This window comes from Nonomuraea sp. LPB2021202275-12-8 (assembly GCF_037044575.1).
Classification (GTDB): domain Bacteria; phylum Actinomycetota; class Actinomycetes; order Streptosporangiales; family Streptosporangiaceae; genus Nonomuraea.
Genome location: NZ_JBAHWD010000015.1, coordinates 1 through 25,558, shown reverse-complemented (window position 1 = coordinate 25,558; position 25,558 = coordinate 1). Strand labels below are relative to the sequence as shown.

Here is a 25,558-nt window from a genome sequence, read left to right as displayed (position 1 = left end):
CCTCCGTCACGTCCCAGGGTGATCGTCCGGTCGCGGACTGTCAACGCGATGCCAGGATTCGTCAAAGCAGGCGCAAGCCATCCAGGTGTGGAGAGTTCGACTAGTCTGTGCCTGTCGAGACTTTCCGCCGGCCTGGAGCGCGCGTATATGGATTGGCTCTTCCTCGCGGGGATCGCCATCTTCTTCATCGGACTGATGGTGTCCATCGCGTTGCACGAGATCGGTCATCTCGTGCCCGCCAAGATCTTCGGCGTCCGGGTGACGCAGTACATGGTGGGGTTCGGCTCGACCGCGTGGTCCCGACGCAGGGGCGAGACGGAGTACGGCATCAAGTGGCTGCCCCTGGGCGGTTACATCCGCATGATCGGCATGCTGCCGCCCCGGCCCGGCGACGACCCGACCAAGCTGCGGGGCAGCTCGACCGGGCCGTTCCAGAGCCTGATCGAGACCGCCCGCGAGGCGGCGCAGGAAGAGGTGCGGCCTGGCGACGAGGACCGGGTCTTCTACCGCAAGAAGTGGTGGCAGAAGGTCATCATCATGTCCGGCGGTCCGGCGATGAACTTCGTGCTGGCATTCATCCTCTACACGATCCTGCTCGTCGGCATCGGCCTGCCGACGTACGCCCCCATCGTGTCGCCCGAGACCAACACGTGCGTGATCCCGGTCAGCGAGCAGCGCACGGCGTGCCGCTCCGGCGACCAGCCGACCCCGGCCTCCAAGGCGGGCCTGAAGCCGGGTGACACCATCGTCTCCCTCGACAACCAGAAGATCGAGACGTGGGAGGACGCCACCCGCCTGATCCGCTCGCACGGAGCCGGCGACATCGCGCTCGGCATCGTCCGGGACGGCAAGCCCATGACGCTGAACGTCACGCTCATCGCCCAGGATCGGCCCAAGCCCGACGACCCCAAGGTCATCGAGCGCAACGTCGGCTTCCTCGGCGTGCTGCCCACGCAGGTCATGCAGCAGCAGGGCATCGGCGAGGTAGTGGGCTACATGGCCGACCTCACCGGCAGGGTGGCGCAGTCGCTGCTGAACCTGCCGGAGAAGATGGTCGGCGTCTGGCACGCCGCCTTCTCCGGCGAGGAGCGCGATCCGGAGGGGCCGGTCGGCGTCGTAGGAGCGGGACGCATGGGCGGCGAGATCCTCGCCTCGGACATGACCGGCACACAGAAGCTGGCCATCTTTATCAACCTGCTGGCCGGCTTCAACCTGGCGATCGGTATGTTCAACCTGATCCCGCTGCTGCCGCTCGACGGCGGACACATCGCCGGCGGGCTGTGGGAGGGCCTCAAGCGCGGCTACGCCCGCGTCATGCGCCGTCCCGAGCCCAAATACGTCGACATCGCCAAGGTGCTGCCGCTCACCTACGCGCTGGCGCTGGTCATGATCATAATGGCCGGTCTGCTCGTCTACGCCGACCTGATCAACCCGCTCAGGCTCACGGGCTGACGTCCCCGTCGCCGGTCATCCCGTCGACCCGCTCGCGCAGCAGGTCGGCGTGGCCGTTGTGGCGCGCGTACTCCTCGATCATGTGAGTCATGATCCACCGCAGTGACAGGGCCTGGCCCTCCCGGCCGCGCTTGGCGAGCGTGTCCAGCGACACGCACCTGGCCAGCTTGCGGGCCCGCGTCACCTCCTCGCGCCACTGCCCGCACGCCTCCTCCCAGGTGGCCGTCTCCGGTACGGCGAACTCCTCCAGGTCGGAGAACAGGTGCGGGATGTCCTCGCCCGCCAGGTGGCGGCGGAACCAGGAGCGCTCCACGTTGGCCATGTGCCGCACCAGCCCGAGCAGCGACAGCGTCGACGGTGGCACCGGCCTCCGGCGCAGCTGCTCGTCGCTGAGCCCCTGGCACTTGAGCAACAGCGTCTCGCGATGCCAGTCCAGCCACTCGTCCAGCATCTCGCGTTCGCCGGCTATGTAGGCCGGATAGGGATTCTCCCGCATAGTGTCCGATTATGGACCCTCTGGATGCGCTGCGAGTGATCTGCCTCGCCCTACCCGAGACCACGGAACGGATCAGCCACGGTGAGCCCACCTGGTTCGTCCGGGGCAAGAAGACGTTCGTCACCTACGCCGACCACCACCACGACGACCGGCTCGCCTTCTGGTGCGCGGCCCCTCCGGGGGCGCAGGAGGAGCTGGTGGCCGGGGACCCGGCGCGCTTCTTCCGCCCGCCGTACGTGGGTCACCGCGGCTGGCTGGGCGTCTACCTGGACGTCGACGACGTGGACTGGGCGGAGATCTCGGAGATCGTCGCGGACGCCTACCGCCAGATCGCGCCCAAGTCCCTCGTCGAACGCATGCCCTCCCCGTGACCGAGGGCAGGAGCTCGCTCCGGCCATGCGTGGCCGCGATGGACAGATGCGATGTTGACAGGATTTATCCTGCTACCGGGGTGTTTCGATGATTCGTGTGCTGTTGGCGGAGGATGTGCGGATCCTGCGGGAGGCGTTGGCCGGGCTGCTGCGGTTGGAGGACGACATGGAGGTCGTCGCCGAGGTCGCGGACGGCGACGGCATCGTGCCCGCCGCTCTGGATCACCGGCCCGACGTCGCCGTCCTCGACATCGAGATGCCCAAGATGAGCGGTCTGGACGCCGCGGCCGAGCTGACCCGGCGGCTCCCCACTTGCAAGACGCTGATCCTGACCGCCGTCGGCCGGCCGGGCAACCTGCGCCGCGGGATCAGCGCGCAGGTGTCCGGCTTCATCCTCAAGGACTCGCGCCCCGAAGATCTCGTCTCCGCGATCCGTATCGTGGCCGCGGGCGGCCGCGTCATCGATCCGCAGCTCGCCTACGCGGCTCTCGACGCATCGGGGAACCCGCTCACCGACCGCGAGCTGGACGTCCTCCGCCTCACGGCGGCCGGCGCGTCCCCTCGGGAGGTGGCCGCACGGCTCCACCTGACCTACGGCACCGTCCGCAACTACCTGGCCTCGGCGGTGTCCAAGCTCAGCGCGCGCAACCGGGTGGACGCCATCCGCATCGCCACCGAGGCCGGCTGGCTCTAGACGGGCACCTCGGCGGTCAGCACGAACAGGTTGCCCACCGGCCCGGCCACCAGCCGCCCGCCCGCCTCCGCGGCACGCTCGGCCAGATTGTCCAGCCCAGTACCTCGTCGGGGGGAGGGGGCAGGTCCGTCGTCGAGGCCGTCATTGGACACCCGGAGCCGTGCCACGCCGTCCTCCAGCACGGTCTCGACGCTGGTGAGCCCGGCGCGGGAGTGGCGCACGACATTGGTCGTGGCCTCGCGCAGCACGGTGGCCAGCAGCGTCTCGGTCTCGGCCGGGAAGCAGGGCATCGCCGCGTCGACCGCCAGCCGGATCCCGGCGGCCTCCAGCAGGGAGCGGGCGGCGGCCAGCTCGTCGGTGAAGGCGAGCCTGGCGGGAAGGCCCGTGACGGCCCTCACCTCGCCCAGGGTGCGCTGGGCGATGGGGGAGAGCTCGCGCACCTCCTGGAAGGCCTTGTCCGGGTCGGAGCTGATGAGCCTGGCGGCGAGCTCGCCCTTGAGGACGATCGCTGACAGGCCGGATCCGAGGAAGTCGTGGACGTCCCTGGCGACCCGCAGGCGGGCCTGCAGCACCGCCATCCGGGCGAGCCGGTCCCTGGTCTCGTTCAGATGCCTTGTGACCTCGGGCAGGCGGCAGAGAGAGTAGACGCTGGTCACTCCCATGACCGCTCCGGAGAGCCAGTAGAGGCGGCTGGTGAGATAGTCGGGGTCCGGTACGAACGCCAGGCCCGCCAGGAACAGGCCGCCGGCGGCCAGGGACCATGGCGGCCGCACCCGCACCGTCACGGCGCCGACGGCCAGGAACACGGGCGGCAGCATGGCCGTGCCGTACAGGAGCAGCCCACAGGCCAGGACGACCGCGTGTGCCGCGAGGGTCCACGGCCAGACGCGCGGGCTCGGCGCGGTACGGCGAGGCGCGCCGTGATAGAGCTGCAGCCCGCTGGAGACGACCAGGACGGCGAGCGCCGCGGCCCATCCGGCCGCATCGGGGGACTGGCGCTCGTCCACGTTGACGAGCGTGACGGCGGAGACATTGATCACCACGAGGAGCAGGATCCACCAGGCGAATCTGAACATGACCGGGACCGGCACGCTCTGCGTGGGCTCGGCGGGCGCGGCGGCCTGCCGGTGCGTGTCGGCGATCTCACGGGCCGCGGAAAGGGCCCGCCGGGCGCGCTCCACGATCTCTGCCAGGCTCGCCCGGGCATCGTCCAGGCGGCGCCCCGGATCGGGCCCGGTGCCATCGCCGAGGCGGCGGGCCGTGCCGACGATGGCGGAAAGCTCCGTTCCGATGGTCGCCTGCAGGTGATGGGCGGTGCCAAGGCGGTCTCTGGCGACGGCGAGCCCGGCGAGCTGCTGCCGGTGCGCGTTCGCCAGCCGGACCCGTTCGGCGAGCCGGACCACCGCGAAGAGGCTGAGCCCGACGTTCAGGCAGGTCACCGCCCGCGCGGCGATGACCGCGGGGGAGTCCCAGTAGTACAGGCAGGAGACACCGGTGTCGGCGACCATGATCAGTGCGAACAGCAGCCAGGACGTGGGTGCCGCCAGGGCCAGCAGGACGGCCGAGCCGAGGACGCCCGCGATCGGCCCCCACGTGCCGCCGACGACGAGGTAGGGGCCGAAGGTCAGCAATGCCGTCACGGTCATCGGCAGGCCGGAGCCGAGCCGGTCGCGGAACACCATCAGCCCGTACACCGTGATCAGGGCGACGACCATCGGGATGGCGATCATCCTGTGCGGCAGGGGGCCGGCGCCGGGATGGAGGAGCTGGCCGACCCTGGCCGCGAGCAGGGCAAGGAGCGAGGCCGCGACCAAGGCCCGCGCGACCTGCGGTTTCAGCTCCATATGCCCTCCATGTGCAAAATGCATACGAAGGATACGCAAGCAGGCGGTCGGTCAGCTCGCCCGGATCACGGAGTGCGCCATCCGCCGCTTCGCCGGACGCGATCTCCCGACGTGGCCCGACGCCCCGCGGGGCTCACTGCATGGAGACGTGTACGTGGTCGTAGTGGTTCTCGGTGACGCTGCCGCGGTCCGACATCGCGCTCCAGCCGGAGCCGTGGTTGATCCGCTGCTTCCAGATGACGTACTTGACGCCGAGCTTGTCGCGGTTCTGGAGGGTCCAGGCGGCGATGCTGTCGCCCAGGACGTTGTTGACGGCACTGGGCATGCTGCCGCCGGTGCTCATCATGAAGTCGCACGCCCGGCCCAGGGGGTGCTCGCCACCGCCGCCGGAACGGAAGCAGCCCACCGAGAACGGCAGCCTGAAGTTCTTCTGGATCTGCTCGCGCATCGCCCGGGTGCGGCCGGTGATGTTGTCGGCGCCTGAGGGGAGCTGGGGGGCCCAGCTGCCGTCGGAGCGGCGGCCGGTGCTGAACGGGACGAGCTCCTGCAGCTTCTTCTGGATGTCCCCGATGACGTCCTTGGCGTCGTCGCGCTGCTTGGCCACCTCGGCGGTGTCGGCGCTGATGTCGCGGGCGAGCGCCGCCGCGTCGTCGGCGGCCTTCTTCTTCTCATCGCGCGCGTCGGCCACGCCCTGCACCACGGCCGTCTGATTGGCGGTGAGCTGCTCCAGCACGGCGGCGGCGGCGCCGTCGGGCGGCATCACGATGGTCGGCAGGGGCATGCCGCCGTTCTGATAGCGCAGCGAGGCCAGCTCGGCGACGCGCCGCTGGGCCGTGGTCAGCGCCTCGTCGGCCGTGTCCAGGCGCTTCTTGGCCGCTTCGGCGGCCTTCTGGGCCTCGGCCAGCTCGACGCGCTTGAGGTTGTAGCGCTCGATGAGTTTGTCGACCTTCTGGTTCAGCGCCTTGAGCTCGGCCCGGAGCCGGCTTTCGGTGGGCTTGGGGTCCGCGGTGGTGGTCGCCGCCGCTGGGCCGGAGACGGCGGCGGAGCCGGTCGCCGGGATGAGGGCCACCGCTGCCGCGGTGATGACGCCGATGGCCAGTTGCGCGGGGGACGCTGCCGCCACGTACGGGTTCCTCTCCCTCTGCCGGCCGGGTTAGCTGACGGGTTCGGGCAAGAGAGCTCCCTGCCACCGAAGCGGCTTCACCCCAAGTGCGGTGGGTCCCCGGCTCCCGGGCAACTCGCCCGGGATTAGGCGTTACACGACGTTACGGCCGTGCTTGAAGGGATATTAGTGGTAGATCACGAGTAATGCGACTCCAACCAGAAATCAATTAGTGATCTACCTGTGATCGAAGCATGCGCGCAGCCTCTTCCGGGAGCACGTCGTTGACGAAGGCGCCCATGGCCGACTCCGATCCTGCCAGGAACTTCAGCTTGCCGGGAGCCCGCCGGATGGAGAACAGCTCCAGGTGCAGGTAGCCCAGCTCGCGGTCCTGCCGTACCGGCGCCTGGTGCCAGGCCGAGATGTACGGCATCGCGACGTCGAACAGGCCGTCGAGCGCCCGCAGGACCGAGGTGTAGAGCGGTGCGAACGCCGCACGCTCCGCCTCCGACAGCGCCGCAAGGTCCGGCACCTGCCGGTGCGGATAGAGGTGCACCTCGAACGGCCAGCGGGCGGCGGCGGGCACGAAGGCCGTCCACAGCTCGTTGGCGGCCACCACCCGGGGCCCGGCCCGCTCGGCGTCCAGCACGTCGGCGTAGAGGTTGCGGCCGGGGTGGCGCTCGGCATAACGCCTGGCGGCGCCGAGCTGCAGCCTGGTCTTGGGGGTGACGTAGGGGTAGGCGTAGATCTGGCCGTGCGGGTGGAAGATCGTGATACCGATCTCCTCGCCCCGGTTCTCGAAGCAGAAGACCTGCTCCACGCCCTCGATCGCGGACAGCTCGGCCGTGCGGTCCGCCCAGGCCTCCATGACCAGCTCGACCTGCTCGTCGGAGAGCCGGGAGAACGAGGAGGAGTGCTCGGACGTGAAGCACACCACCTCGCACCGCCCTGCGCCCGGACGGACCTCACTCAGCCCACCAGGGTCCTGGTAAGAGCCGAAATTTCCGGAAAAGGAGGGGAATCGGTTCTCGAACACCACGACGTCGTAGTCGTGAGCCGGGATCTCCGAAGCCCTCGTGTCGGACGACGGGCACAGCGGGCACTCGTCGGCCGGAGGCAGGAACGTCCGGGTCTGCCGGTGCCCCGCCATCGCGATCCACTCGTCGGTCAGCGGGTCGTAGCGCAGCTCGGACGCCACCGGCCGGGGATCGAGCGGCCGGCGGTCGATCGCGCTCCGGTCGGCGTCGTCGCGCCGATCGAAGTAGATCAGTTCACGGCCGTCGGCCAGATGGGTGATGGTGCGCTTCACTGCGAGTCCTCCGCGATGATCAGTTCTCCGGCCCGTTCGACCAGCTCCATGCGTGCTTCCTCGGGCAACCCCGGGTCGCTGATGACGACGTCGGCCTCGGTCAGCTCGGCGATCGTGCTGATGCCGACCGTGTTCCACTTGGTGTGGTCCGCGGGCACGACCAGCCGGTGCGCGGCGCTCACCAGCTCCCTGTCAGTCTCGGATTCGAGCAGGTTGGGCGTGGTGAAGCCGGCGCGCACGCTCATCCCGTGCACGCCCAGGAAGAGGGTGTCCACGTGCAGCCGTCGGATCGCCGCCACGGCCACCGGGCCGACCAGCGCGTCGGAGGGGGTGCGGACGCCGCCGGTGAGCACGACGGTGCGGTCGGCGCGTGGGTTGCGGTGGAAGACGTCGGCGACGGGCACCGAATTGGTGATCACCGTGAGCTCGGGCACGCCGATCAGGTGGTGGGCCATCGCCCACGTGGTGGTGCCCGCCGACAGCGCGACCGCCGTGCCCGGCCGCACGAGCTGGGCGGCGCGGCGCGCGATCGCCTCTTTCTCCTGCTGCTGGCGGGCGGACTTGGCGGTGAAGCCGGGCTCCTCGGTGGAACCGGGGCCGAGCGCCGTCGCGCCGCCGTGCACCTTCTCCAGCAGCCCGCGCTCGGCGAGCACCTCGAGGTCGCGGCGGATCGTCATGTCGGAAACGCCGAGCTCGCGGACGAGATCGGCCACCCGGACGCCGCCGGCGCTGCGGACGCGTTCGAGAATCGCCTGCTGACGCTGCTGTGCGAGCACGCCCCCGCTCCTTCCAACAGATTCCACCAAATTATGACACGAATTTGTTGGGGAATGTTAGGTCATCGGAATGGCTTGTGCACAGCCGGCCGGGAAGGGAAGTTGGGGACACACGCCGTACCCCGATCATCGGAGGAGGAGCCATGGCCAAGCGAGCCCGCAAAGGCAAGGCGCGCAAGAAGAAGAAGGCCAACCACGGCAGGCGCCCCAACGCCAACTGACGGTTCAGCCGCCCGCGGTGAGCTCCCTCACCACGGGCGAGACCGCCCGGTGGAAGGCCGGATACGCGTAGATCATCTCGTCGAGCCTGCTCAGCGGGATCCGGGCGTGCACGGCCAGCGTCAGCATGCCGAGCACCTCACCGCCTGACGGCCCCGCGAACGTCGCCCCGACCAGGACACCGTCGGCCGCCACCAGCTTGACGAAGCCCTCGGCCTGCGCGATCCAGCCTCTGGTGCCCAGATCACCCACGGCCGTGCGTACGTCCAGGCCTCGCTCGCGGGCCTGCGCCTCCGTCAACCCGACGGAGCCGATCTCCGGATCGGTGAACGTCGCCCTCGGCACCGCGTGATACTCCGCGGGATGCACCGGCTCGCCCAGGATCTCCTTGACGATGATGTTCGCGTGATACGTCGCCATGTGCGTGAACGCCCCCTTGCCGACCGCGTCGCCCAGCGCCCACACCCCGTCCGTCACGCGCATCCGCTCGTCCGCGGGCACGGCGCGGGCGCTCTCGTCCAGCCCGAGCGCGCCCACTCCGAGCGCCCTGAGGTCGACCCGGCGCCCGGTCGCGACCAGCAGTTTCTCCGCCCGCACCCCGCCGAGCTCGAACAGCCCGCCGGCATGCGACACCGTCGACACCTTGGCGCCTGTCATGACCGTGATGCCCTCGTTCGCGAACACCTTGGCGAGCAGCTCGCCGGCCTCCGGCTCCTCCAGCGCGACCAGGCGCTCGGCCGCCTCGACCACCGTCACCTCGGTGCCGAACCGGGAGAACACCTGCGCCAGCTCCACCCCGATGGCCCCGCCGCCCAGCACGATGAGAGAGGCGGGCAGGATGTCGGCCTCGATCGTCTGATGGTTGGTCCAGTACGGCGTCCGGGCCAGTCCGTCGATCGGCGGTACCGCGGGCTCCGAGCCGGAGGCGATCACGATCCCCCGGCGTGCCCGAAGCACCTGGTCGCCGACCGTCACCTCGCGCGGGCCGGTGATCCGGCCGTGCCCCCGGACGAGGTGGCCGCCCTTTCCGGTGAACCGGTCGGCCGCCGTCTTGTCGTCCCAGCTGTCGGTCGCCTCGCGGATCCGCCCCACCAGCGCCTGCCAGTCGGGCTCGGCCGCGGCCGCGGCATGGATCATGATCTTCGAGGGGATGCAGCCCCAGTAGGGGCACTCACCACCGACCAGGTTCGCCTCGACCCCGGCGACCTCCAGCCCGGCCTCCGCGAGCCGCCCCGCGACGTCCTCGCCGCCCGGTCCCAGCCCCAGCACGATCACATCGACATCCATACCTCAACCTAACCCGGCAGTTCGCTGAGAGCCTCGTCGATCCGCTCCTGCGGCAGCGCGAAGTCCTCCATCCGCCCCGACAGGTAGCGGTCGTAGGCTGCCAGGTCGAAGTGGCCGTGCCCGCACAGCGCCGTGAGGATCACCTTCTCCTCGCCGCTCTGCTTGCAGCGCAGCGCCTCGGCGATGGTCTCGGCCAGCGCGTGCGTCGGCTCCGGCGCGGGCAGGATGCCCTCGGTCCTGGCGAACCGCACACCCGCCTCGAAACACTCCGACTGCGACCTGGTGACCGCCTCGAACATGCCCAGCTCGTACAGGTGCGACAGCAACGGTGACATGCCGTGATAGCGCAGCCCGCCCGCGTGGATGGGGTCCGGCACGAAGCCGTGGCCGAGCGTGTGCATCTTCAGCAGCGGCGTGAGCCCCGCCGTGTCGCCGAAGTCGTAGGCGTAACGGCCACGCGTGAAAGACGGGCAGGCGGCCGGCTCGACGGCGCGCAGCGTGGGGTTGATCTTCCCGGCCAGCTTCTCGCGCAGGAACGGGAAGACCAGCCCGGCGAAGTTCGACCCGCCGCCGGTGCAGCCGATGATCAGGTCCGGCATCTCGTCGAGCTGTCCCAGCGCCTCCTCGCCGATCACCGTCTGGTGCATGAGGACGTGGTTCAGCACCGAGCCGAGCGCGTAGCGGGTGTCCTGCGCGGCGGCGGCCACCTCGACCGCCTCGCTGATCGCGATCCCGAGGCTGCCGGGCGAGTCGGGCTCCTCGGCCAGCACCTTGCTGCCCGACATCGTCACGGGCGACGGGCTCGCGTGCACGGTCGCGCCGTACACCTGCATGAGCGAGCGCCGGTAGGGCTTGTGCTCATAGGAGGTCCGTACCATCCAGACCTCGCACTCGAGGTCGAACTGGGAGCAGGCGAAGGCCAGCGCGCTGCCCCACTGTCCCGCTCCGGTCTCCGTGGTCAGCTTGCGCACGCCCTCGCGGGCGTTGTAGTACGCCTGCGGCACGGCGGTGTTCGGCTTGTGCGAGCCGGCCGGTGAGCCGCCCTCGTACTTGTAGTAGATGCGGGCCGGTGTGCCGAGCGCCTTCTCCAGCCTGCGCGCCCGCATCAGCGGGGTGGGTCGCCAGAGCCGGTAGACGTCGAGCACCTCCTGCGGAACGGCGACGAAGCGCTCCTGGCTCACCTCCTGCCGGATGAGCTCCATGGGGAACAGCGGAGCGAGATCGTCCGGCCCCACCGGCTGCCTGGTGCCGGGATGCAGCGGTGGCGGCGGCGGAGCGGGCAGGTCGGGAACGATGTTGTACCAGTGACTGGGAACCATCACCTCAGTCTGCGCCGGTCTGCCGCCGCGTTCCAGGTCCGCCGTCAGGTGTCGCGCTCACTCCTGACGGTCTTCACGACGAGTCCCAGCTGACCGCGAGCCGGCGCGGGTGATCGGCCCGCACCACCACATCTGCGACCTCCTGCGGCCGCACCTCCCTCTCGTACCGCTCATACGCGGGCAACCGCCACCGCTCATCCTCCGCCGTCCGCCGAGCCAGCGCCGCCCCGGACAGCCACACATGCACGCTCATCTCGACCGGCAGCCCCCTGCCGAGCAGCAGCGTCCCGTCGAGCAGCAACACCCCGCCCGGCGGCAACGTCTCGTACGGCACCCGGAACGCCCGATCCACCCGGCTGTCCCACAGGGCGGGCAGCACCTTCCCCGACCGACCGGGCTCCAGCGGCTCCAGCACCTCCCGCACCAGCGCCGCCGTGTCGAGCCACTCGTCGTAGAACACGTCCGGATCCGCCCGCCCGAACTCCAGGCGCAGCGACGCGGGCCGAAGGAAGTCCGCCGCGGACACCCGCAGCACCGTCCGCCCCCGCACCCGCAGGGGCGCGACCAGCCGGTCGGCCAGCTCCTCGCCGCCCGCGACCGGCGCCCCATCCACGGCCACCCGCACCCACCCGTCACGCGGCCGCCCCGAGATCGACTCGGCCAGCTCGTCAACCAGCGATTCCATGGAGATCGGTCGCGTGCGCATCCCCACGAGCCTACGAGACGACGGGAACCGAACCCGTGCAGCCGGTCGGGAAGCGATCGGGCACACAGGCCCAGGTGAAACTCGAAGGCCAGGTCCCTCATGCGAGGTGACCTGGCCTTCAGCAGGTGGAGCGGACGACGGGAATCGAACCCGCGTAGCTAGTTTGGAAGACTAGGGCTCTACCATTGAGCTACGTCCGCGCGAACCGGTCGAACTCTGGTCTAGACTTCATCCGGTCGTCAGGGCGTAAGCGTACCGGAGTCCCGGAGCGTGTGCGTACCCGGCGCAACGGGGCGTGGCGCAGCTTGGCAGCGCGCTTGCTTTGGGAGCAAGAAGTCGCAGGTTCAAATCCTGTCGCCCCGACCAGCCCAAAGGCCCCTTCCGAATGGGAAGGGGCCTTCTGCGTGACCAACGCTCCGCAAAGATGCGGTCCATCGCCACCGCACCGGCCTGCGGGACGGGCCGGATCCGCCTCCTGTAGACGGTGAGCCGGGACTTGCGTGTCTTGGTGTCCCCGCCTGCCCGTACGGAACGCCGAACCGCCCCGGCCTTGGTGGCGTACTCGGCGAAGGAGATCCGTACGGTCTCGTTGCAGGTCCTGCGGGTCAGGCCAGCGGCGGCGGCCAAGTGCCGGCGCAGGTACGGTTGCCCGCTCAGCGGTCGCGGTCCTGACCGTCGCGGCCATCTCGCCTGGACTTATGCGTCCTGCTTGAACTGGATGATCTGGAGGTAGTTCCCATCAGGGTCTGCGAACGTCCCGAAGCGGCCGGAGGGGCGATCCGCGACGGGAACGAGCCAGTCCACGCCCGCCGCCCGCAGCTGCGCCTCGACGGCGTCGAAGTCGTCGACGTGAAAGTTGAGGATCATTCGGCCGGGCTCGTTGTTCTTCGCGTCGATGTCGTCGCGCTGCTCGATGACCAGCAGGAAGCCGCCGAGGTCGATCGGCCCTTCGCCCTCATGTCCCGGTGCGAGCGCGCTGCGGTACCAGGCCCGCAGTTCCGCGGGCTGGGTGGTGCCAAGAAGGATGCTGCCGGGCATCGGCGTGATCATTTCAAATCTCCTTGTCGTTGTACGCGTCGTTGTACGCGAATGGCTGCAGCGTTCGGCGTCGCCACGCAGGGCCGTGGCCAATCGGGCCTGGCCACCTCGCTGAGGCAAGGGGGCCAGGACGCGCCGATCCCCACGTCGGGCGCCACCTGCCACGTCATGATCGTGAAAGCGGGAGAGGGGCTGCTCGCTCGCCGTCGAGCAGGAACCCGCCGGTGTGGCCCCAAGAGGTGAGGGAGATGCGGCGGGACGCTGATCGAATCCTCATCCCGCGCCAGGCCGGAGCGTGACAGTCCACGGGCGGCGCCGGCTCGCGGACCGATGATTCACGTGTGGGACTTGGCACGCTCGGCTGCCGCGATTGCTGGTGGGCCGGGGCGTTCCCGTTCTCTTTCGGGTTGGGCCGGCCTTCCCCTGTGTTGATCAGGTTCCGCAGGCTGCCGCCGAGGTAGCCGCCAGGACGAGCCATGCGACCTTCCGGCCGGGCACGAGTTCCGTGACGCGGATCGTGCAGCGGTGGACGTCCTTGTAGTGGTAATCGAACTCGCCCCCGACCTGGTCGGTGAGGCCCTCGACCTCTTGCGACCACCAACCGCGGACGTTGGCGATGGCCTCGAATGCTTCATGGGGAGTCCGGTCCACCGAGAAGGTGGCGGTGAAGTCCTGGCCTGCTTGCATCATGCAAGCACCGTAGTTCAGGCGCTTTCATGATGCAAGCACCTTAGATAAGATCGGGTGCATGCTGGGGAAGACCTACGAATCACAAGTGTGTTCGATCGCACGCTCGCTGGAGGTGATCGGCGAGCGCTGGAGCCTGTTGATCGTTCGCGACGCCCTGTTCGGGGGAGCGACCCGCTACAGCGACTTCCAGCGCAACCTGGGCATCGCGACCAACATCCTCAAGGCCCGGCTCGACGGCTTCGTCGAGGCCGGGATCATGCGGCGCCACAGATACTCCGAGCAACCCGAACTGTATGAGTACCTGCCTACCGACAAGGGGCGAGCGCTCGCGCCCGCGCTGGTCGCGCTCTCCGAATGGGGCGACATGTGGGCGACCGACGGGGAGCCGCCGATCCTCTACACCCACTCGGTGTGCGGCGCCGGAGTCACCCAGCAGACGGTCTGCGCCCACTGCGGTCGCGTGGACGACCCCGCCGAGATCCAGGCCACGATCGGGCCTGGCATGCCCCCCGGACGCACACCACGGGATGAGTGAAGGGCTTTCCGATCTTCTTGGCGCATGGCGGCCAGCAGAGTCGAGGCTTGACAACCCGCGACGCACTGCGGCTTTCCCAGACAACACAGGCGTCACGCGGTGTCGCTGTTGCCAGGGTCACTGCGGCGGTCTCGGCGGTGGACAGGCCGGGCTCTCCAGGATGAGCTGGGAAGAGGTCAGGAGTGGGAGTGGCCAGGCTGAGTCGGCCGGGAGACCAGCCGGCCGTCATCGGGCGCCACGGGTCCGCTCCAGCAGCGGCCAGGGCGCGGGCATTGTCGGGACGGTTGGCGAAGACGGCGAGCCAGAGCGCGGTGCGACCGTCATGCTCCGCATCCACGTCGTCGACGCGTCGGACCAGTTCCTCGACCACATCCGGCGAGCCGTGCCCGGCCGCTTCGTGCAGCGGCGGTCCGTTGTGGCGCGTGCCTGCATCGGGGTCGGCGCCCGCATCGAGGCGGGCGCGGATCAGAGTCAGGTTCGTCCAGGCCTTCCAGCCAAGGTCGGACCACCCGGCTCCGTCGGCGACAGTCACGGCACTCCTTGAGGATCTCCTGCATGTCTGGGCGCCGATCATGGCGCGTCGGACTGACAGATTCCGGTCAGTGCGGCCGAGGCCGACACTGTCCCGTCAGTTCCAGCGGAGCCGCTCGTGCAGCAGCGCCTGCTGCGCCGGGTTGGCGGTCTGGGCCAGCGCCCGCTCGTCGGCCTGCCGGGCCTCCTGAGGGCGTCCCAGATCGCGCAGCAGTTCAGCCAGGGTGGCGTGGAACAGCGGGTAGCGATCCAGTGCCTGGTCCAGGTCTTTCAGCTCGGCCAGCGCCGCCTCGGCTCCCTTGGCGTACCGGAGGGCGATGGCCCGGTGCAGCCGGGTGACCGGCGAAGGCGCCAGATGCAGCAGCATGTCGTACAGCACCAGGATCTGCGCCCAGTCGGTGTGCTCGAAGCTGCCTGCCTCGGCATGGCAGGCCACGATCGCCGCCTGTAGCTGGTACGGCCCCGGTCGGTGATGGGTCTTCGCCGTCCGGACCAGCAGCGCGGTGGCCTCCTCGATGGCCTGCCGGTCCCACAGGCCGCGATCCTGGTCTGCCAGGAGGACCAGCCGGTCGCCCGCGTCGAAGCGGGCCGCGCCGCGCGCCCGATGCAGCCGGATCAACGCCAGCAGGCCGGCCGCCTCCGGCTCCCTCGGCATCAGCTCGGCCAGCAGCGCGGCCAGCCATTCGGCGTCCTCCACCAGGTCACGCGCCTGTGCCCGCTCGGCCGTACTCGACAGGTAGCCCTCGTTGAACAGCAGATAGATGACTGCCAGCACCTCGTCCAGGCGGGCCGGCAGGTCATCCGCGGCCGGTATCCGGTAGGGGATGCCCGCCTCGCCGATCTTCCGTTTGGCGCGTGTGATCCGCTGCGCCACTGTGACCTCCGGCACCACGAACGCCGAGGCGATCTGCGCGGTGCTCAGCCCGCACACCACCCGCAGCGTGAGCGCGATCTGCGCCGCACGCGACAGTGCCGGGTGGCAGCAGGTGAAGACCAGACGTAGCCGGTCGTCCCCCGCGGCGGGCTCCGGCCAGGTGAGCAGGGCGAGCTTGGCCCGGTAGTTCGACTCGCGCCGCAGCACGTCCAGCCCACGCCGCCGGGCCACCGTGAACAACCAGGCGTCCGGCCGATCCGGTACGCCTTCGACCGGCCAGCGGCGCAGCGCCGTCTCGACCGCGTCCTGGACCAGATCCTCGGCGGTGGAGAAGTCGCCCAGTAACGACACCAGAGAGGCGGCCAGCCGGCCCGCGTGCTCGCGCACCACCCGGGCCAGCGTCTCACCTACGGGCCCGGTCATGATGCGGGGCGTATCTCCACGACCGGGCACGCCGGCCACGAGCGGGCCAGCCTCAGCGCCTCGTCCAGGTCGGCCACCTCGACCTCGGCGAAACCGCTGACCACCTCCTTGCCCTCGACGAACGGTCCGTCGGTGACCACCGGGTCGTCGCGGTCCAGCCGCACCGTGGTCGCGGTGTGCACCGGAGCCAGATGCGTGTGGTGGGTGATCTTGTCGGCGTGCTCGGCGAACCAGCGGCCCACCGCCTCGTAGGCGGCCTCGCGCTCCAGCTGGCCCATCGCCTCCAGCTCCTTGGCGAACCGCTCGGTCTCGACGAACATCAGCACGTACTTCACGCCTGTCCTCCTCTGTGTGGTCCGCTGCCAGCGGACCACACGGTCTCAGCCTGCCGGAAGCGGGAGCGTAGCCCGGTCACCGCGCTCACCAGGAAGACGATCGGCGAAGTCCGCCACACGACAGTGCGGCGGAGAAACCTTGCTCCCGAGGTGGTCAGCGGATGAGGAGGAGGTCGTGACCGGCAGAGGGTGTGTGGATCTCGCCGAGCGCACGCAGGAAACGAAGGCCGTGCGAACAGTCGGTGGGAAGCCAGCCAGTGCTGCGAGCGATGCCGGCGGCCCGCAGGTCGTGGCGGTTGATCACGTACACACTGGACCGCCTCAAGATCGACGGATGCGATCATAGCGATCGACGAGGCCATCGGGGGCCGTCAGGCTCGGGGCGTCAGGGATGGGCGGGATCCGGCAGAATGCACTCTGTGATGCGTGCCTCCACGATGGCCGCCGGCGCGGCGGCGGTGTCCCTGTTCGCGGCCTTCCTGGTGTCCTCGCCGATCCTGGTCGCGATCTTCTGCGTGTTCACGCTGCTCTGCCTGCTCGCGTGGTTCGTCCTGGAACGCCGCGGCAGCTGACTCTCCTGGGATTACGGCTCGGTGCGGAAGAGCGCCCACACGGCCTTGCCACCGCGCGCGAGCGGGTCCCAGCCCCAGCATTGACTGTAGGTTTCGACGATATAAAGGCCGCGCCCATTCTCGGAGACGAAGTCCGGCTCCTTGGGACGCGGCACGTCGTCGCTCGGGTCGGCGACCGCCAGCAGCACGTGGGGCACCACCCGCATCAGCAGCAGGGTGATCTCGCGCCGGCCGCGGGCGTACATCGAATACCTGACGGCGTTGGTCACCAGCTCCGACACCACGAGCGCGGCGTCGTCGCCCAGCTCCGGCAGGCCCCAGCCCCTCAGGGTGGAGCGCGTCACGTCCCTTGCGGTCTTGACCGAGTCGGCCTGGAAAGGCAGGGGACACGCGGTGGTGTACGGCTTGCCCGAGGTGAGGAGGTGGTCGAAACCCACCTCACGGGTGATCTGCAGGCAGTCGGCAGTGGCCAGAGGGTCCTCCACCATCCCGCCTGTACCTCCCAGTTGCCATCGGTTTAGTGCATGTTTGGCCCAGAATGCACTAGCCCATCATGGGACACCATCACGTGTCGCTGCAAGACCCAAATGCACGTGCATGTGCATTGTGCAGCCGCATGGGCGGTAACCGATTACGTATCCGAATCGGACACCAGGTTGAGACCTTGTCATACCCGGCGATGTGGTGTCACTGTGTGTGCGGACCTTGATAGGAGGCAACGTGACGCAGAACCAGCCGGGTTCCGGGCCGACGGCGTTGCGGATCCTCCTGGGCTCCCAGCTGCGCAGGCTGAGGGAAAGCCGGGGCGTCACCCGCGAGGAGGCCGGCCACCTCATCAGGGGCTCCGAGTCCAAGATCAGCCGCATGGAGCTCGGCCGCGTCGGCTTCAAGGAGCGCGACGTAGCCGACCTGCTGACTCTTTACGGAGTCGTCGACAACCAGGCCCGCGCCGCCGTGCTCGACCTGGTCGTCACGGCGAACGAGCCCGGCTGGTGGCACCGGTTCAACGACATCCTCCCCACCTGGTTCCAGGCGTACGTAGGCCTGGAGGAGGCGGCTGTCCGGATCAGGACGTACGAGGTCCAGTTCGTGCCGGGCTTGCTGCAGACCAAGGAGTACGCGCGCGCGGTCGTCACGGCGGGAGCCGCCGGACTCGGCGCAGAAGAGATATCCCGGCGCGTGGACCTGCGTCTTGAGCGCCAGCGCGTGTTCGACAAGCCCGACGGCCCGGTCTTCTGGGCGGTCATCGACGAGGCGGCGCTGCGCCGTCCCATCGGCGGCGCCGAGGTCATGCGTGCCCAGCTCGAGCACCTGATCGACCTCATGCGCCAGTCGAACATCACGATCCAGGTCATGCCGTTCAGCTTCGGCGGCCACAGCGCGGAGGGCGGCGCGTTCAGCATCCTGCGCTTCCCCGACAACGACCTGCCCGACGTGATCTACGTAGAGCAGCTCGCCAGCGCCCTCTACCTGGACAAGCGCGAGGATGTGGATCGCTACACCGAGGTGATGGAGCGGCTCTGCGCCGTTAGCACCACCCCGGACGAGACCGTCGAGCTGCTGCGCGCCGTCGCGGAAGAGTTCTGAGAGCTGCCGGGTCTGCCCTAGACTGACAAATGGCGCTTGGATCCCGCCGTGGCGGAGCATGCCCAGCGCAGATCACGTGGGCGCGGCGCGCGAGCCGTAACCGAATGGACGTGCCCGCTATCACTCGAAGCTTGATCAAGGAGACCACCCCGTGAAGACCGCTGTCGAGGAGCTCAGCCCGACCCGGGTCAAGCTCACTGTCGAGGTGCCGTTCGACGAGCTGCGCCCGAGCATGGATGCGGCATACAAGAAGGTCGCGCAGCAGGTGCGCGTCCCCGGGTTCCGTCCTGGCAAGGTCCCGGCCCGCATCATCGAGCAGCGCTTCGGCCGGGCGGTGGTGCTGGAGGAGACCCTCAACGACGCGGTGCCCAAGCTCTACGGGCAGGCCGTCGACGAGGTCGACGTGTTCCCGGTCAGCCAGCCTGACATCGAGGTCACGAAGATCGACGACGGTGAGCAGATCGAGTTCACCGCCGAGGTCGACATCCGGCCCAACTTCGACGTGCCCGACTACCAGGGCCTCGAGATCACCGTCGAGTCCGCCGAGGTCTCCGACGCCGACATCGACACCCAGCTCGACGCGCTGCGCCAGCGCTTCGCCACGCTGACCGGTGTCGAGCGCGCGGCCACGGCCTCCGACTTCGTCGTGATGGACCTGCGTGCCGAGATCGACGGCAAGAACATCGAGGAGCAGCAGGCCAACGAGGTCTCCTACGAGGTCGGCGCCGGCTCCGTGCTGCAGGGCCTCGACGACGCCCTCGAGGGCATGTCGGCGGGCGAGGAGAAGAGCTTCAAGACCGAGCTCGTCGGCGGCGAGAACGCCGGCGAGGAGGCCGACGTGATCATCACTGTCAAGTCGGTCAAGGAGAAGGTCCTGCCCGAGCTCGACGACGAGTTCGCCCAGCTCGCCAGCGAGTTCGACACGCTGGAGGAGCTCAAGGACAGCATCCGCGAGCAGGCCCGCCGCAACAAGCTCATCGAGCAGGTCGTCCAGACCCGCGAGAAGGCGCTCGACACGCTGCTGGACAAGATCGAGATCCCGATCCCCGACAGCGCGCTCAAGGCCGAGATCGACGCCCGTACGCACAACCTCGAGCACCAGATCGCCGAGAGCGGTCTGAGCCGCGAGGCGTACTTCCGTCTCTACCAGACGACGGAGGAGGAGCGCCTGGCCGAGTTCGAGACCAGCGCCGCCAAGGCGATCAAGGTCGGCTTCGTGCTCGACAAGATCGTCAAGGCCGAGGAGCTGGGCGTCTCGGAGCAGGAGCTGACCAACTTCGTCGTCCGCCGCGCCATGGAGATGGGCGTCCAGCCCAACCAGCTCGCGCAGCACCTGGCCGACAACGACCAGCTCACGCTGGCCATGGTCGAGATCGTCCGTGACAAGGCCAAGTCCGTGATCGGCGACGCTGCCAAGGTCGTCGACGGCGAGGGCAACGAGGTCGACCTCAAGGCCATCTACACCGAGATCAACGGTGAAGAGGTCGTCGAGGAGGATGCTGAGGAGCCCGCCGAGGAGAAGAACGAGGCGTAACCTCACCCAGGCACACCAGCCCCCAGCCGCCCTGGCCTGGGGGCTTCGTGCATACCTGGAGGTAACCTCCGTTGACCCGAACCTGCGCCGTCAGCGAACAGTACGTGGACCGGGCATGACCTGTGGGCGGCGCGCGTTAGGGTCACAAGCAAAGCCAATCGATTACGACGCATCGGAAGGTGACGCTGTGACCAGCCCGCCGACCTCCTTTCAGCCTGAGTCGCGAGGCCGTGAGAACGGCACGTCCTTCCGGCTTGAGGACCAGCTTTACCAGCGCCTGCTGCGCGAGCGCATCATCGTGCTCGGACAGGAGGTCAATGACGAGATCGCCAACCGGATCTGCGCCGAGCTGCTGCTGCTGGCAGCTGACGACCCGGAGCGCGACATCACGCTCTACATCAACTCGCCGGGCGGCTCCGTGAGTGCCGGCATGGCGATTTACGACATGATGGAGTATGTGCCCAACGACGTCTCCACGGTCGTCATGGGTATGGCGGCCTCCATGGGGCAGTTCCTGCTCTCGGCAGGCGCGCGGGGCAAGCGCTATGGCCTTCCGCATGCCCGCGTCATGATGCACCAGCCTTCTGGCGGCATCGGGGGCACCGCGGCGGACATCGCCATCCAGGCCGAGCAGATGCTCTACGTGAAGAAGACGCTGGCCGAGCGGATCGCAGTCCACACCGGTCAGCCGCTGGAGCAGATCGAGGCGGATTCCGACCGCGACCGCTGGTTCACGGCCGACGAGGCCAAGGACTACGGCTTCATCGACCACGTCGTGCGAAGCGCGCGGCAGGTGCCCTCGCAGGGCCCCGTCTCCTAGGGGGAGCTAAAGTGAACATCCAAAGCCGCTACGTTCTCCCCTCCTTCGTCGAGCGCACGTCCTACGGCGTGAAGGAGATGAACCCGTACAACAAGCTCTTCGAGGACCGCATCATCTTCCTCGGAGTGCAGATCGACGACGCCTCGGCCAACGACGTCATGGCCCAGTTGCTGACGCTCGAATCGCTCGACCCCGACCGTGACATCAGCATCTACATCAACTCGCCCGGCGGGTCGTTCACCGCCATGACGGCGATTTACGACACGATGCAGTTCGTCAGGCCGGAAATCCAGACCGTCTGCCTCGGCCAGGCGGCCTCCGCCGCGGCCGTGCTGCTGGCCGGCGGCACCCCGGGCAAGCGCTTCGCGCTTCCCAACGCCAGGGTGCTGATCCACCAGCCGTCCACCGAGGGCGGCGGCCAGGGAAGCGACATCGAGATCCAGGCCCGAGAGATCCTTCGCATGCGGAGCCTCCTTGAGGACATCGTGGCGAAGCACTCCGGGAAGGCCTCCGCCGAAGTCCGCAAGGACATCGAACGCGACAAAATTCTCAACGCGGACGAGGCAAAGGCGTATGGTCTGATCGATGACATTATCCCGTCCAGGAAGAAGCGAGCTCAGGCCGTGGCTTCCTAGACGAGACGTGAGGCACCGGAGCGCTGCCCAATAGGGCACGTTCCGGTGCGACTCGCCGCTAGGGGGCTCACTGAGGGCCCAGAAGACGGTAACGTCGAAACCTGAGCGGTTCGGACCGGGTCCGGAGGATACGGATCGCGGGAGCAGGACGGTCCCACGCAAAGGAGTATCTGGGGTGGCACGCATCGGCGACGGGGGAGACCTGCTGAAGTGCTCTTTCTGCGGGAAGAGTCAGAAGCAAGTCAAAAAGCTCATTGCCGGTCCAGGCGTCTACATCTGCGATGAGTGCATCGATCTCTGCAACGAGATCATCGAGGAGGAGCTCTCCGAGTCCTCCGAGCTCAAGTGGGACAACCTGCCCAAGCCGAGGGAGATCTACGAGTTCCTCGACGCCTACGTCATCGGTCAGGACTCGGCGAAGAAGGCTCTCTCGGTGGCGGTCTACAACCACTACAAGCGGGTGCAGTCGGGCGACCGAGGCAGAGACGACGGTCTCGAGCTGGCGAAGAGCAACATCCTGCTGCTCGGCCCTACGGGCTCGGGCAAGACGTTGCTGGCGCAGACACTGGCGAAGATGCTCAACGTGCCCTTCGCCATCGCCGACGCCACCGCCCTCACAGAGGCGGGCTACGTCGGCGAGGACGTCGAGAACATTCTTCTCAAGCTCATCCAGGCCGCCGACTACGACGTCAAGAAGGCCGAGACCGGCATCATCTACATCGACGAGGTCGACAAGATCGCTCGTAAGAGCGAAAATCCATCGATCACTCGCGACGTCTCCGGTGAGGGTGTGCAGCAGGCGCTGCTGAAGATACTCGAGGGCACCACGGCCTCGGTTCCTCCGCAGGGCGGCCGCAAACATCCGCATCAGGAGTTCATCCAGATCGACACCACCAACGTGCTGTTCATCTGCGGTGGCGCCTTCGCGGGCCTCGAAAAGATCATCGAGTCGCGCATCGGCAAGAAGGGCATCGGCTTCAACGCCATCATCCGCTCGAAGGAAGAGGTCGACACGGCCGACATCTTCGGCGACGTGATGCCCGAGGACCTGCTCAAGTTCGGCATGATCCCCGAGTTCGTGGGCCGCCTGCCGGTCATCACCTCGGTGCACAACCTCGACCGCGAGGCGCTCATCCAGATCCTCACCGAGCCCCGCAACGCGCTGGTCAAGCAGTATCGCAAGCTGCTGGAGCTCGACGGCGTGGAGCTGGAGTTCACCGACGGCGCGCTCGAGGCCATCGCCGACCAGGCGATCCTGCGCGGCACCGGTGCCCGTGGACTGCGCGCCATCCTGGAGGAGGTGCTTCAGTCCGTGATGTACGAAGTACCCTCCCGGCAAGACGTCGCCCGCGTGGTCATCACCCGCGAGTCGGTGCTTGAGCACGCGATCCCGACGCTCGTCCCGCGCGACCAGCTCGCCGCCAAGCAGCAGCGCACGCCGCGCGAGAAGTCGGCCTGAGCCGACCCCGACAGCGAGAGCGCCCCGTGGATGCACTCCATGGGGCGTTTCCCTTTCCCGCCTTCCCTAGAATTGGTCACTGTGACAACGCCAGAGCTGCCTACCCAGTACACCCCGGCCGACGTCGAGACCCGTAGCTACGAGCGATGGGTGTCCGAAGGCTACTTCCACGCCGACCCGGGCAGCTCCCGCGTGCCGTACAGCATCGTTCTCCCCCCGCCGAACGTCACCGGTGTCCTGCACATCGGGCACGCGCTCGACCACTCCGTCCAGGACGCGCTCACCCGCCGGGCCCGCATGCTGGGCCACGAGACGTTGTGGCTGCCCGGCATGGACCACGCCGGCATCGCCACCCAGAACGTCGTCGAGCGAGAGCTGGCCAAGCACGGGCAGTCCCGCCACGACCTGGGCCGCGAGGCGTTCATCGAGCGGGTCTGGGAGTGGAAGGAGGAGTCCGGCGGCAAGATCCTCGGGCAGATGCGCAAGCTCGGCGACGGCGTCGACTGGTCGCGCGAGCGCTTCACCATGGACGAGGGCCTCTCGCGGGCCGTCCAGACGATGTTCAAGAAGCTCTTCGACGAGGGACTGATCTACCGCGCCGAGCGCATCATCAACTGGTGCCCGCGCTGCCTGACCGCCCTGTCGGACATCGAGGTGGAGCACAGCGAGGACGAGGGCGAGCTGGTCTCGATCCGCTACTCCGACGAGATAGTCGTCGCCACCACGCGAGCCGAGACCATGCTCGGCGACACCGCCGTGGCCGTCCACCCCTCCGACGAGCGCTACGCGCACCTGATCGGCACGCTGGTGGAGGTGCCGCTCACCGGGCGCATGATCCCCGTGGTGGCAGACGATCACGTCGATCCGTCCTTCGGCACCGGCGCGGTCAAGGTGACGCCCGCCCACGACCCGAACGACTTCGAGATCGGCCGCCGCCATTCGCTGCCGTCGCTGACCGTCATGGACGAGCGCGGCGTCATCACGGCGCACGGGCCCTTCGAAGGGCTCGACCGGTTCGAGGCGCGGCCCGCGGTGGTCGCCGCCCTGCGCGCCGATGGGCGCATCGTCGCCGAGAAGCGCCCGTACGTCCACTCGGTCGGCCACTGCTCGCGCTGCAAGACCGTCGTGGAGCCGAGACTGTCACTGCAGTGGTTCGTCAACGTCGCGCCGCTGGCCAAGGAGGCCGGCGACGCGGTGCGCGACGGCCGCACCCGCATCCACCCGCCGGAGCTGGCCAAGCGCTACTTCGACTGGGTCGACGACATGCACGACTGGTGCATCTCCCGGCAGCTGTGGTGGGGACACCGCATCCCGGTCTGGTACGGCCCGGCCGGCGAGGTCGTCTGCGTGGGCCCGGACGAGACCCCGCCCGAGGGTTACATCCAGGACCAGGACGTGCTGGACACCTGGTTCTCCTCCGGGCTGTGGCCGTTCTCGACGCTCGGCTGGCCCGACGCCACGCCGGAGCTCGCGCGCTTCTACCCGACCTCCGTGCTGGTGACGGGCTACGACATCCTGTTCTTCTGGGTGGCCCGGATGATGATGTTCGGGCTGTACGCGATGGACGGCGAGCCTCCGTTCCGCGTCGTGGCCCTGCACGGGATGGTCCGAGACCAGTACGGCAAGAAGATGTCCAAGTCGTTCGGCAACGTGGTCGACCCGCTGGACTGGGTCGAACGTTTCGGTGCCGACGCCACCCGCTTCACACTGCTGCGCGGCGCCAACCCCGGCGCCGACGTGGCGGTCAGCGAGGAGTGGGCGGCCGGCTCCCGCAACTTCTGCAACAAGATCTGGAACGCCACCCGCTTCGCGTTGATGAACGGCGCGGCGGTCGGATCACTCGAAGGGCTGGAGCTGACGGCCGCCGACAGGTGGATCCTGTCCCGCCTGCAGACAGTGATCACGCAGGCGGACGCGGCTTTCGAGGACTTCGAGTTCGCCAAGGCCTCCGACCTGCTCTACCACTTCGCCTGGGACGAGGTCTGCGACTGGTACCTCGAGCTGGCCAAGATCCAGCTCGGTGAGGGGATCGAGCACACCCGGCTGGTGCTGGGGCATGTGCTCGACTCGCTGCTTCGGCTCATGCACCCGCTCGTCCCCTTCGTCACCGAGGAGCTGTGGCGGGCCGTCACCGGCGGCGAATCCATCGTCGTGGCGGCGTGGCCGGCGGTCGATCGCCGCTACACCGATCCTGAGGCGGAGGCGGAGATCGTCGCGCTGCAGGAGCTGGTGACCGAGGTGCGCAGGTTCAGGTCCGATCAGGGACTCAAGCCCGGGCAGAAGGTCGCCGCGCGGCTGGCGCTGGCCGGCACCGCACTCGCTGGGCAGGAGGCGGCGATCCGCTCGCTGCTGCGCCTCACGGAGCCGTCAGAGGCGTTCTCCGCCACGGCCCGGTTCATCGTGGGCGCCGTCGGCGTGGAGATCGACACGGCCGGCGCCATCGATGTGGCGGCCGAGCGCAAGCGGCTGGAGAAGGACCTGGCGACCGCGCGTAAGGAGGCGGCGCAGGTGGCCGCCAAGCTCGGCAACGAACAGTTCATGGCCAAGGCGCCCGCAGACGTGGTGACCAAGGTCAGGGGGCGTGCTGACCAGGCCGCCGCCGACATCGAGCGACTCGAGAGCCAACTCGCCGCGCTTGGTTTGAGCTAGCCGCAGTCGGGGAAGGCTCATTCGTTACAGAGTTATGGGCCTTCCCCGTCTCCGGGGCTGCTACAGTTTTCAACGCGGGGCCAGTCGGCCCCGACACCCCTTCAGATGGACCCCGATCTTCGGGCCGTGTTCGCGCGTGATTGGACACGGGTTGAAAGTTCGGGTAAGTTTAGAGGGTTGCCTCGGAAGGGGCGTCCGGAAGCTCCCGGATCGGGCGGTTTGACAAGAATCGTCCGGATCTGATAGTCTTCGGAAGACGAAACGACCGCCTCCGACGCAGGTCTGGGAGATCAGATGCTGC

Annotated in this window: 27 protein-coding genes, 2 tRNA genes and 1 riboswitch; of the genes, 13 read left to right on the top strand and 16 right to left on the bottom strand. The window is 68.5% G+C overall.

The features are described from left to right. Positions 1–147 precede the first annotated feature (147 nt). A complete protein-coding gene (locus tag V5E28_RS25865; RefSeq protein ID WP_336209902.1) occupies positions 148–1,452 on the top strand; it encodes a M50 family metallopeptidase in 1,305 nt (434 codons plus the stop codon). Here the strand turns inward: V5E28_RS25865 and V5E28_RS25860 are convergent. Further along, positions 1,442–1,948: a DinB family protein gene (locus V5E28_RS25860; protein ID WP_336209900.1), complete on the bottom strand. Its 507-nt coding sequence runs from the start codon at positions 1,946–1,948 to the stop codon at positions 1,442–1,444. The two genes, V5E28_RS25865 and V5E28_RS25860, sit on opposite strands and share 11 nt — an antisense overlap. 11 nt (positions 1,949–1,959) lie before the next feature. On the opposite strand from V5E28_RS25860, the gene V5E28_RS25855 reads away from it, so the two are divergent. Further along, the gene (locus V5E28_RS25855; protein WP_336209899.1) at positions 1,960–2,319 is read left to right on the top strand and encodes an MmcQ/YjbR family DNA-binding protein; all 360 of its coding nucleotides are present in this window, start codon (positions 1,960–1,962) and stop codon (positions 2,317–2,319) included. 88 nt (positions 2,320–2,407) lie between these two features. Continuing rightward, the gene (locus V5E28_RS25850) at positions 2,408–3,013 is read left to right on the top strand and encodes a response regulator transcription factor (RefSeq protein ID WP_336209895.1); all 606 of its coding nucleotides are present in this window, start codon (positions 2,408–2,410) and stop codon (positions 3,011–3,013) included. Here V5E28_RS25850 and V5E28_RS25845 read toward each other — a convergent pair. The 4 genes from V5E28_RS25845 to V5E28_RS25830 form a co-directional block, all read right to left on the bottom strand. Further along, the gene (locus tag V5E28_RS25845; RefSeq protein ID WP_336209892.1) at positions 3,010–4,857 is read right to left on the bottom strand and encodes a sensor histidine kinase; all 1,848 of its coding nucleotides are present in this window, start codon (positions 4,855–4,857) and stop codon (positions 3,010–3,012) included. The two genes, V5E28_RS25850 and V5E28_RS25845, sit on opposite strands and share 4 nt — an antisense overlap. A 133-nt stretch (positions 4,858–4,990) precedes the next feature. Beyond that, entirely contained in the window at positions 4,991–5,980 is a 990-nt protein-coding gene (locus V5E28_RS25840) for a coiled-coil domain-containing protein (RefSeq protein ID WP_336209890.1), read from the bottom strand. Between the two features lie 5 nt (positions 5,981–5,985). Further along, a riboswitch (cyclic di-AMP (ydaO/yuaA leader) is annotated at positions 5,986–6,122 on the bottom strand. Positions 6,123–6,188: 66 nt separating this feature from the next. Then, positions 6,189–7,268, bottom strand: a complete 1,080-nt coding sequence (gene galT, locus V5E28_RS25835) for a galactose-1-phosphate uridylyltransferase (protein ID WP_336209887.1) — start codon at positions 7,266–7,268, stop codon at positions 6,189–6,191. Beyond that, the gene (locus tag V5E28_RS25830; RefSeq protein WP_336209885.1) at positions 7,265–8,044 is read right to left on the bottom strand and encodes a DeoR/GlpR family DNA-binding transcription regulator; all 780 of its coding nucleotides are present in this window, start codon (positions 8,042–8,044) and stop codon (positions 7,265–7,267) included. Before V5E28_RS25830 ends, galT begins: the two co-directional genes overlap by 4 nt. A 143-nt stretch (positions 8,045–8,187) precedes the next feature. On the opposite strand from V5E28_RS25830, the gene V5E28_RS49615 reads away from it, so the two are divergent. Further along, entirely contained in the window at positions 8,188–8,265 is a 78-nt protein-coding gene (locus V5E28_RS49615; protein ID WP_442945871.1) for a 50S ribosomal protein bL37, read from the top strand. 4 nt (positions 8,266–8,269) lie between these two features. On the opposite strand, the gene V5E28_RS25825 is transcribed toward V5E28_RS49615, so the two are convergent. From V5E28_RS25825 to V5E28_RS25810, 4 genes are all read right to left on the bottom strand, one after another. Next, positions 8,270–9,550 (bottom strand): dihydrolipoyl dehydrogenase family protein, encoded by a 1,281-nt coding sequence (locus tag V5E28_RS25825; protein ID WP_336209884.1) that lies wholly within the window; start codon positions 9,548–9,550, stop codon positions 8,270–8,272. 8 nt (positions 9,551–9,558) lie between these two features. After that, positions 9,559–10,869 (bottom strand): TrpB-like pyridoxal phosphate-dependent enzyme, encoded by a 1,311-nt coding sequence (locus tag V5E28_RS25820; RefSeq protein WP_336209883.1) that lies wholly within the window; start codon positions 10,867–10,869, stop codon positions 9,559–9,561. Positions 10,870–10,942: 73 nt separating this feature from the next. Continuing rightward, entirely contained in the window at positions 10,943–11,575 is a 633-nt protein-coding gene (locus V5E28_RS25815) for a uridine kinase (protein WP_336209881.1), read from the bottom strand. A 126-nt stretch (positions 11,576–11,701) separates the two neighbouring features. Further along, a tRNA-Gly gene (locus V5E28_RS25810) sits at positions 11,702–11,775 on the bottom strand. An 89-nt stretch (positions 11,776–11,864) separates the two neighbouring features. Here V5E28_RS25810 and V5E28_RS25805 point away from each other — a divergent pair. Then, a tRNA-Pro gene (locus tag V5E28_RS25805) sits at positions 11,865–11,941 on the top strand. Between the two features lie 330 nt (positions 11,942–12,271). Here the strand turns inward: V5E28_RS25805 and V5E28_RS25800 are convergent. Further along, entirely contained in the window at positions 12,272–12,625 is a 354-nt protein-coding gene (locus V5E28_RS25800) for a VOC family protein (protein WP_336209879.1), read from the bottom strand. Between the two features lie 420 nt (positions 12,626–13,045). Further along, positions 13,046–13,303, bottom strand: a complete 258-nt coding sequence (locus V5E28_RS25795; protein WP_336209877.1) for a hypothetical protein — start codon at positions 13,301–13,303, stop codon at positions 13,046–13,048. An 85-nt stretch (positions 13,304–13,388) separates the two neighbouring features. Between V5E28_RS25795 and V5E28_RS25790 the strand changes: the two genes are divergently transcribed. After that, positions 13,389–13,838, top strand: a complete 450-nt coding sequence (locus V5E28_RS25790; protein ID WP_336210243.1) for a winged helix-turn-helix transcriptional regulator — start codon at positions 13,389–13,391, stop codon at positions 13,836–13,838. Here the strand turns inward: V5E28_RS25790 and V5E28_RS25785 are convergent. From V5E28_RS25785 to V5E28_RS25770, 4 genes are all read right to left on the bottom strand, one after another. Further along, on the bottom strand, positions 13,729–14,412 hold the full coding sequence (locus V5E28_RS25785) for an ankyrin repeat domain-containing protein (RefSeq protein WP_336209875.1): 684 nt from the start codon (positions 14,410–14,412) through the stop codon (positions 13,729–13,731). The two genes, V5E28_RS25790 and V5E28_RS25785, sit on opposite strands and share 110 nt — an antisense overlap. A 54-nt stretch (positions 14,413–14,466) precedes the next feature. Next, entirely contained in the window at positions 14,467–15,666 is a 1,200-nt protein-coding gene (locus tag V5E28_RS25780) for an RNA polymerase sigma factor (RefSeq protein ID WP_336209872.1), read from the bottom strand. After that, on the bottom strand, positions 15,663–16,001 hold the full coding sequence (locus V5E28_RS25775) for a YciI family protein (RefSeq protein WP_336209871.1): 339 nt from the start codon (positions 15,999–16,001) through the stop codon (positions 15,663–15,665). Before V5E28_RS25775 ends, V5E28_RS25780 begins: the two co-directional genes overlap by 4 nt. Positions 16,002–16,155: 154 nt before the next feature. Next, complete coding sequence (locus tag V5E28_RS25770) at positions 16,156–16,311, bottom strand: hypothetical protein (protein WP_336209869.1); 156 nt, start codon at positions 16,309–16,311, stop codon at positions 16,156–16,158. 112 nt (positions 16,312–16,423) lie between these two features. Here V5E28_RS25770 and V5E28_RS25765 point away from each other — a divergent pair, with 112 nt between their 5' ends. Further along, positions 16,424–16,573, top strand: coding sequence for a hypothetical protein (locus tag V5E28_RS25765; protein WP_336209868.1), 150 nt, complete (start codon positions 16,424–16,426; stop codon positions 16,571–16,573). A gap of 11 nt (positions 16,574–16,584) precedes the next feature. Here the strand turns inward: V5E28_RS25765 and V5E28_RS25760 are convergent, their stop codons facing one another. Continuing rightward, complete coding sequence (locus tag V5E28_RS25760) at positions 16,585–17,061, bottom strand: ATP-binding protein (RefSeq protein WP_336209866.1); 477 nt, start codon at positions 17,059–17,061, stop codon at positions 16,585–16,587. Between the two features lie 232 nt (positions 17,062–17,293). On the opposite strand from V5E28_RS25760, the gene V5E28_RS25755 reads away from it, so the two are divergent. From V5E28_RS25755 to V5E28_RS25730, 6 genes are all read left to right on the top strand, one after another. Continuing rightward, positions 17,294–18,160, top strand: a complete 867-nt coding sequence (locus V5E28_RS25755) for a helix-turn-helix domain-containing protein (protein WP_336209864.1) — start codon at positions 17,294–17,296, stop codon at positions 18,158–18,160. 151 nt (positions 18,161–18,311) lie between these two features. Next, positions 18,312–19,694, top strand: a complete 1,383-nt coding sequence (gene tig, locus V5E28_RS25750; protein ID WP_336209862.1) for a trigger factor — start codon at positions 18,312–18,314, stop codon at positions 19,692–19,694. A gap of 187 nt (positions 19,695–19,881) precedes the next feature. Then, the gene (locus tag V5E28_RS25745; RefSeq protein WP_336209860.1) at positions 19,882–20,514 is read left to right on the top strand and encodes a ClpP family protease; all 633 of its coding nucleotides are present in this window, start codon (positions 19,882–19,884) and stop codon (positions 20,512–20,514) included. 11 nt (positions 20,515–20,525) lie between these two features. Continuing rightward, positions 20,526–21,149 (top strand): ATP-dependent Clp protease proteolytic subunit, encoded by a 624-nt coding sequence (locus V5E28_RS25740; RefSeq protein WP_336209857.1) that lies wholly within the window; start codon positions 20,526–20,528, stop codon positions 21,147–21,149. A gap of 175 nt (positions 21,150–21,324) precedes the next feature. Beyond that, positions 21,325–22,608, top strand: coding sequence for an ATP-dependent Clp protease ATP-binding subunit ClpX (clpX, locus tag V5E28_RS25735; RefSeq protein ID WP_336209854.1), 1,284 nt, complete (start codon positions 21,325–21,327; stop codon positions 22,606–22,608). A gap of 39 nt (positions 22,609–22,647) precedes the next feature. Beyond that, complete coding sequence (locus tag V5E28_RS25730; RefSeq protein ID WP_336209852.1) at positions 22,648–25,257, top strand: valine--tRNA ligase; 2,610 nt, start codon at positions 22,648–22,650, stop codon at positions 25,255–25,257. Positions 25,258–25,558: the final 301 nt, after the last annotated feature.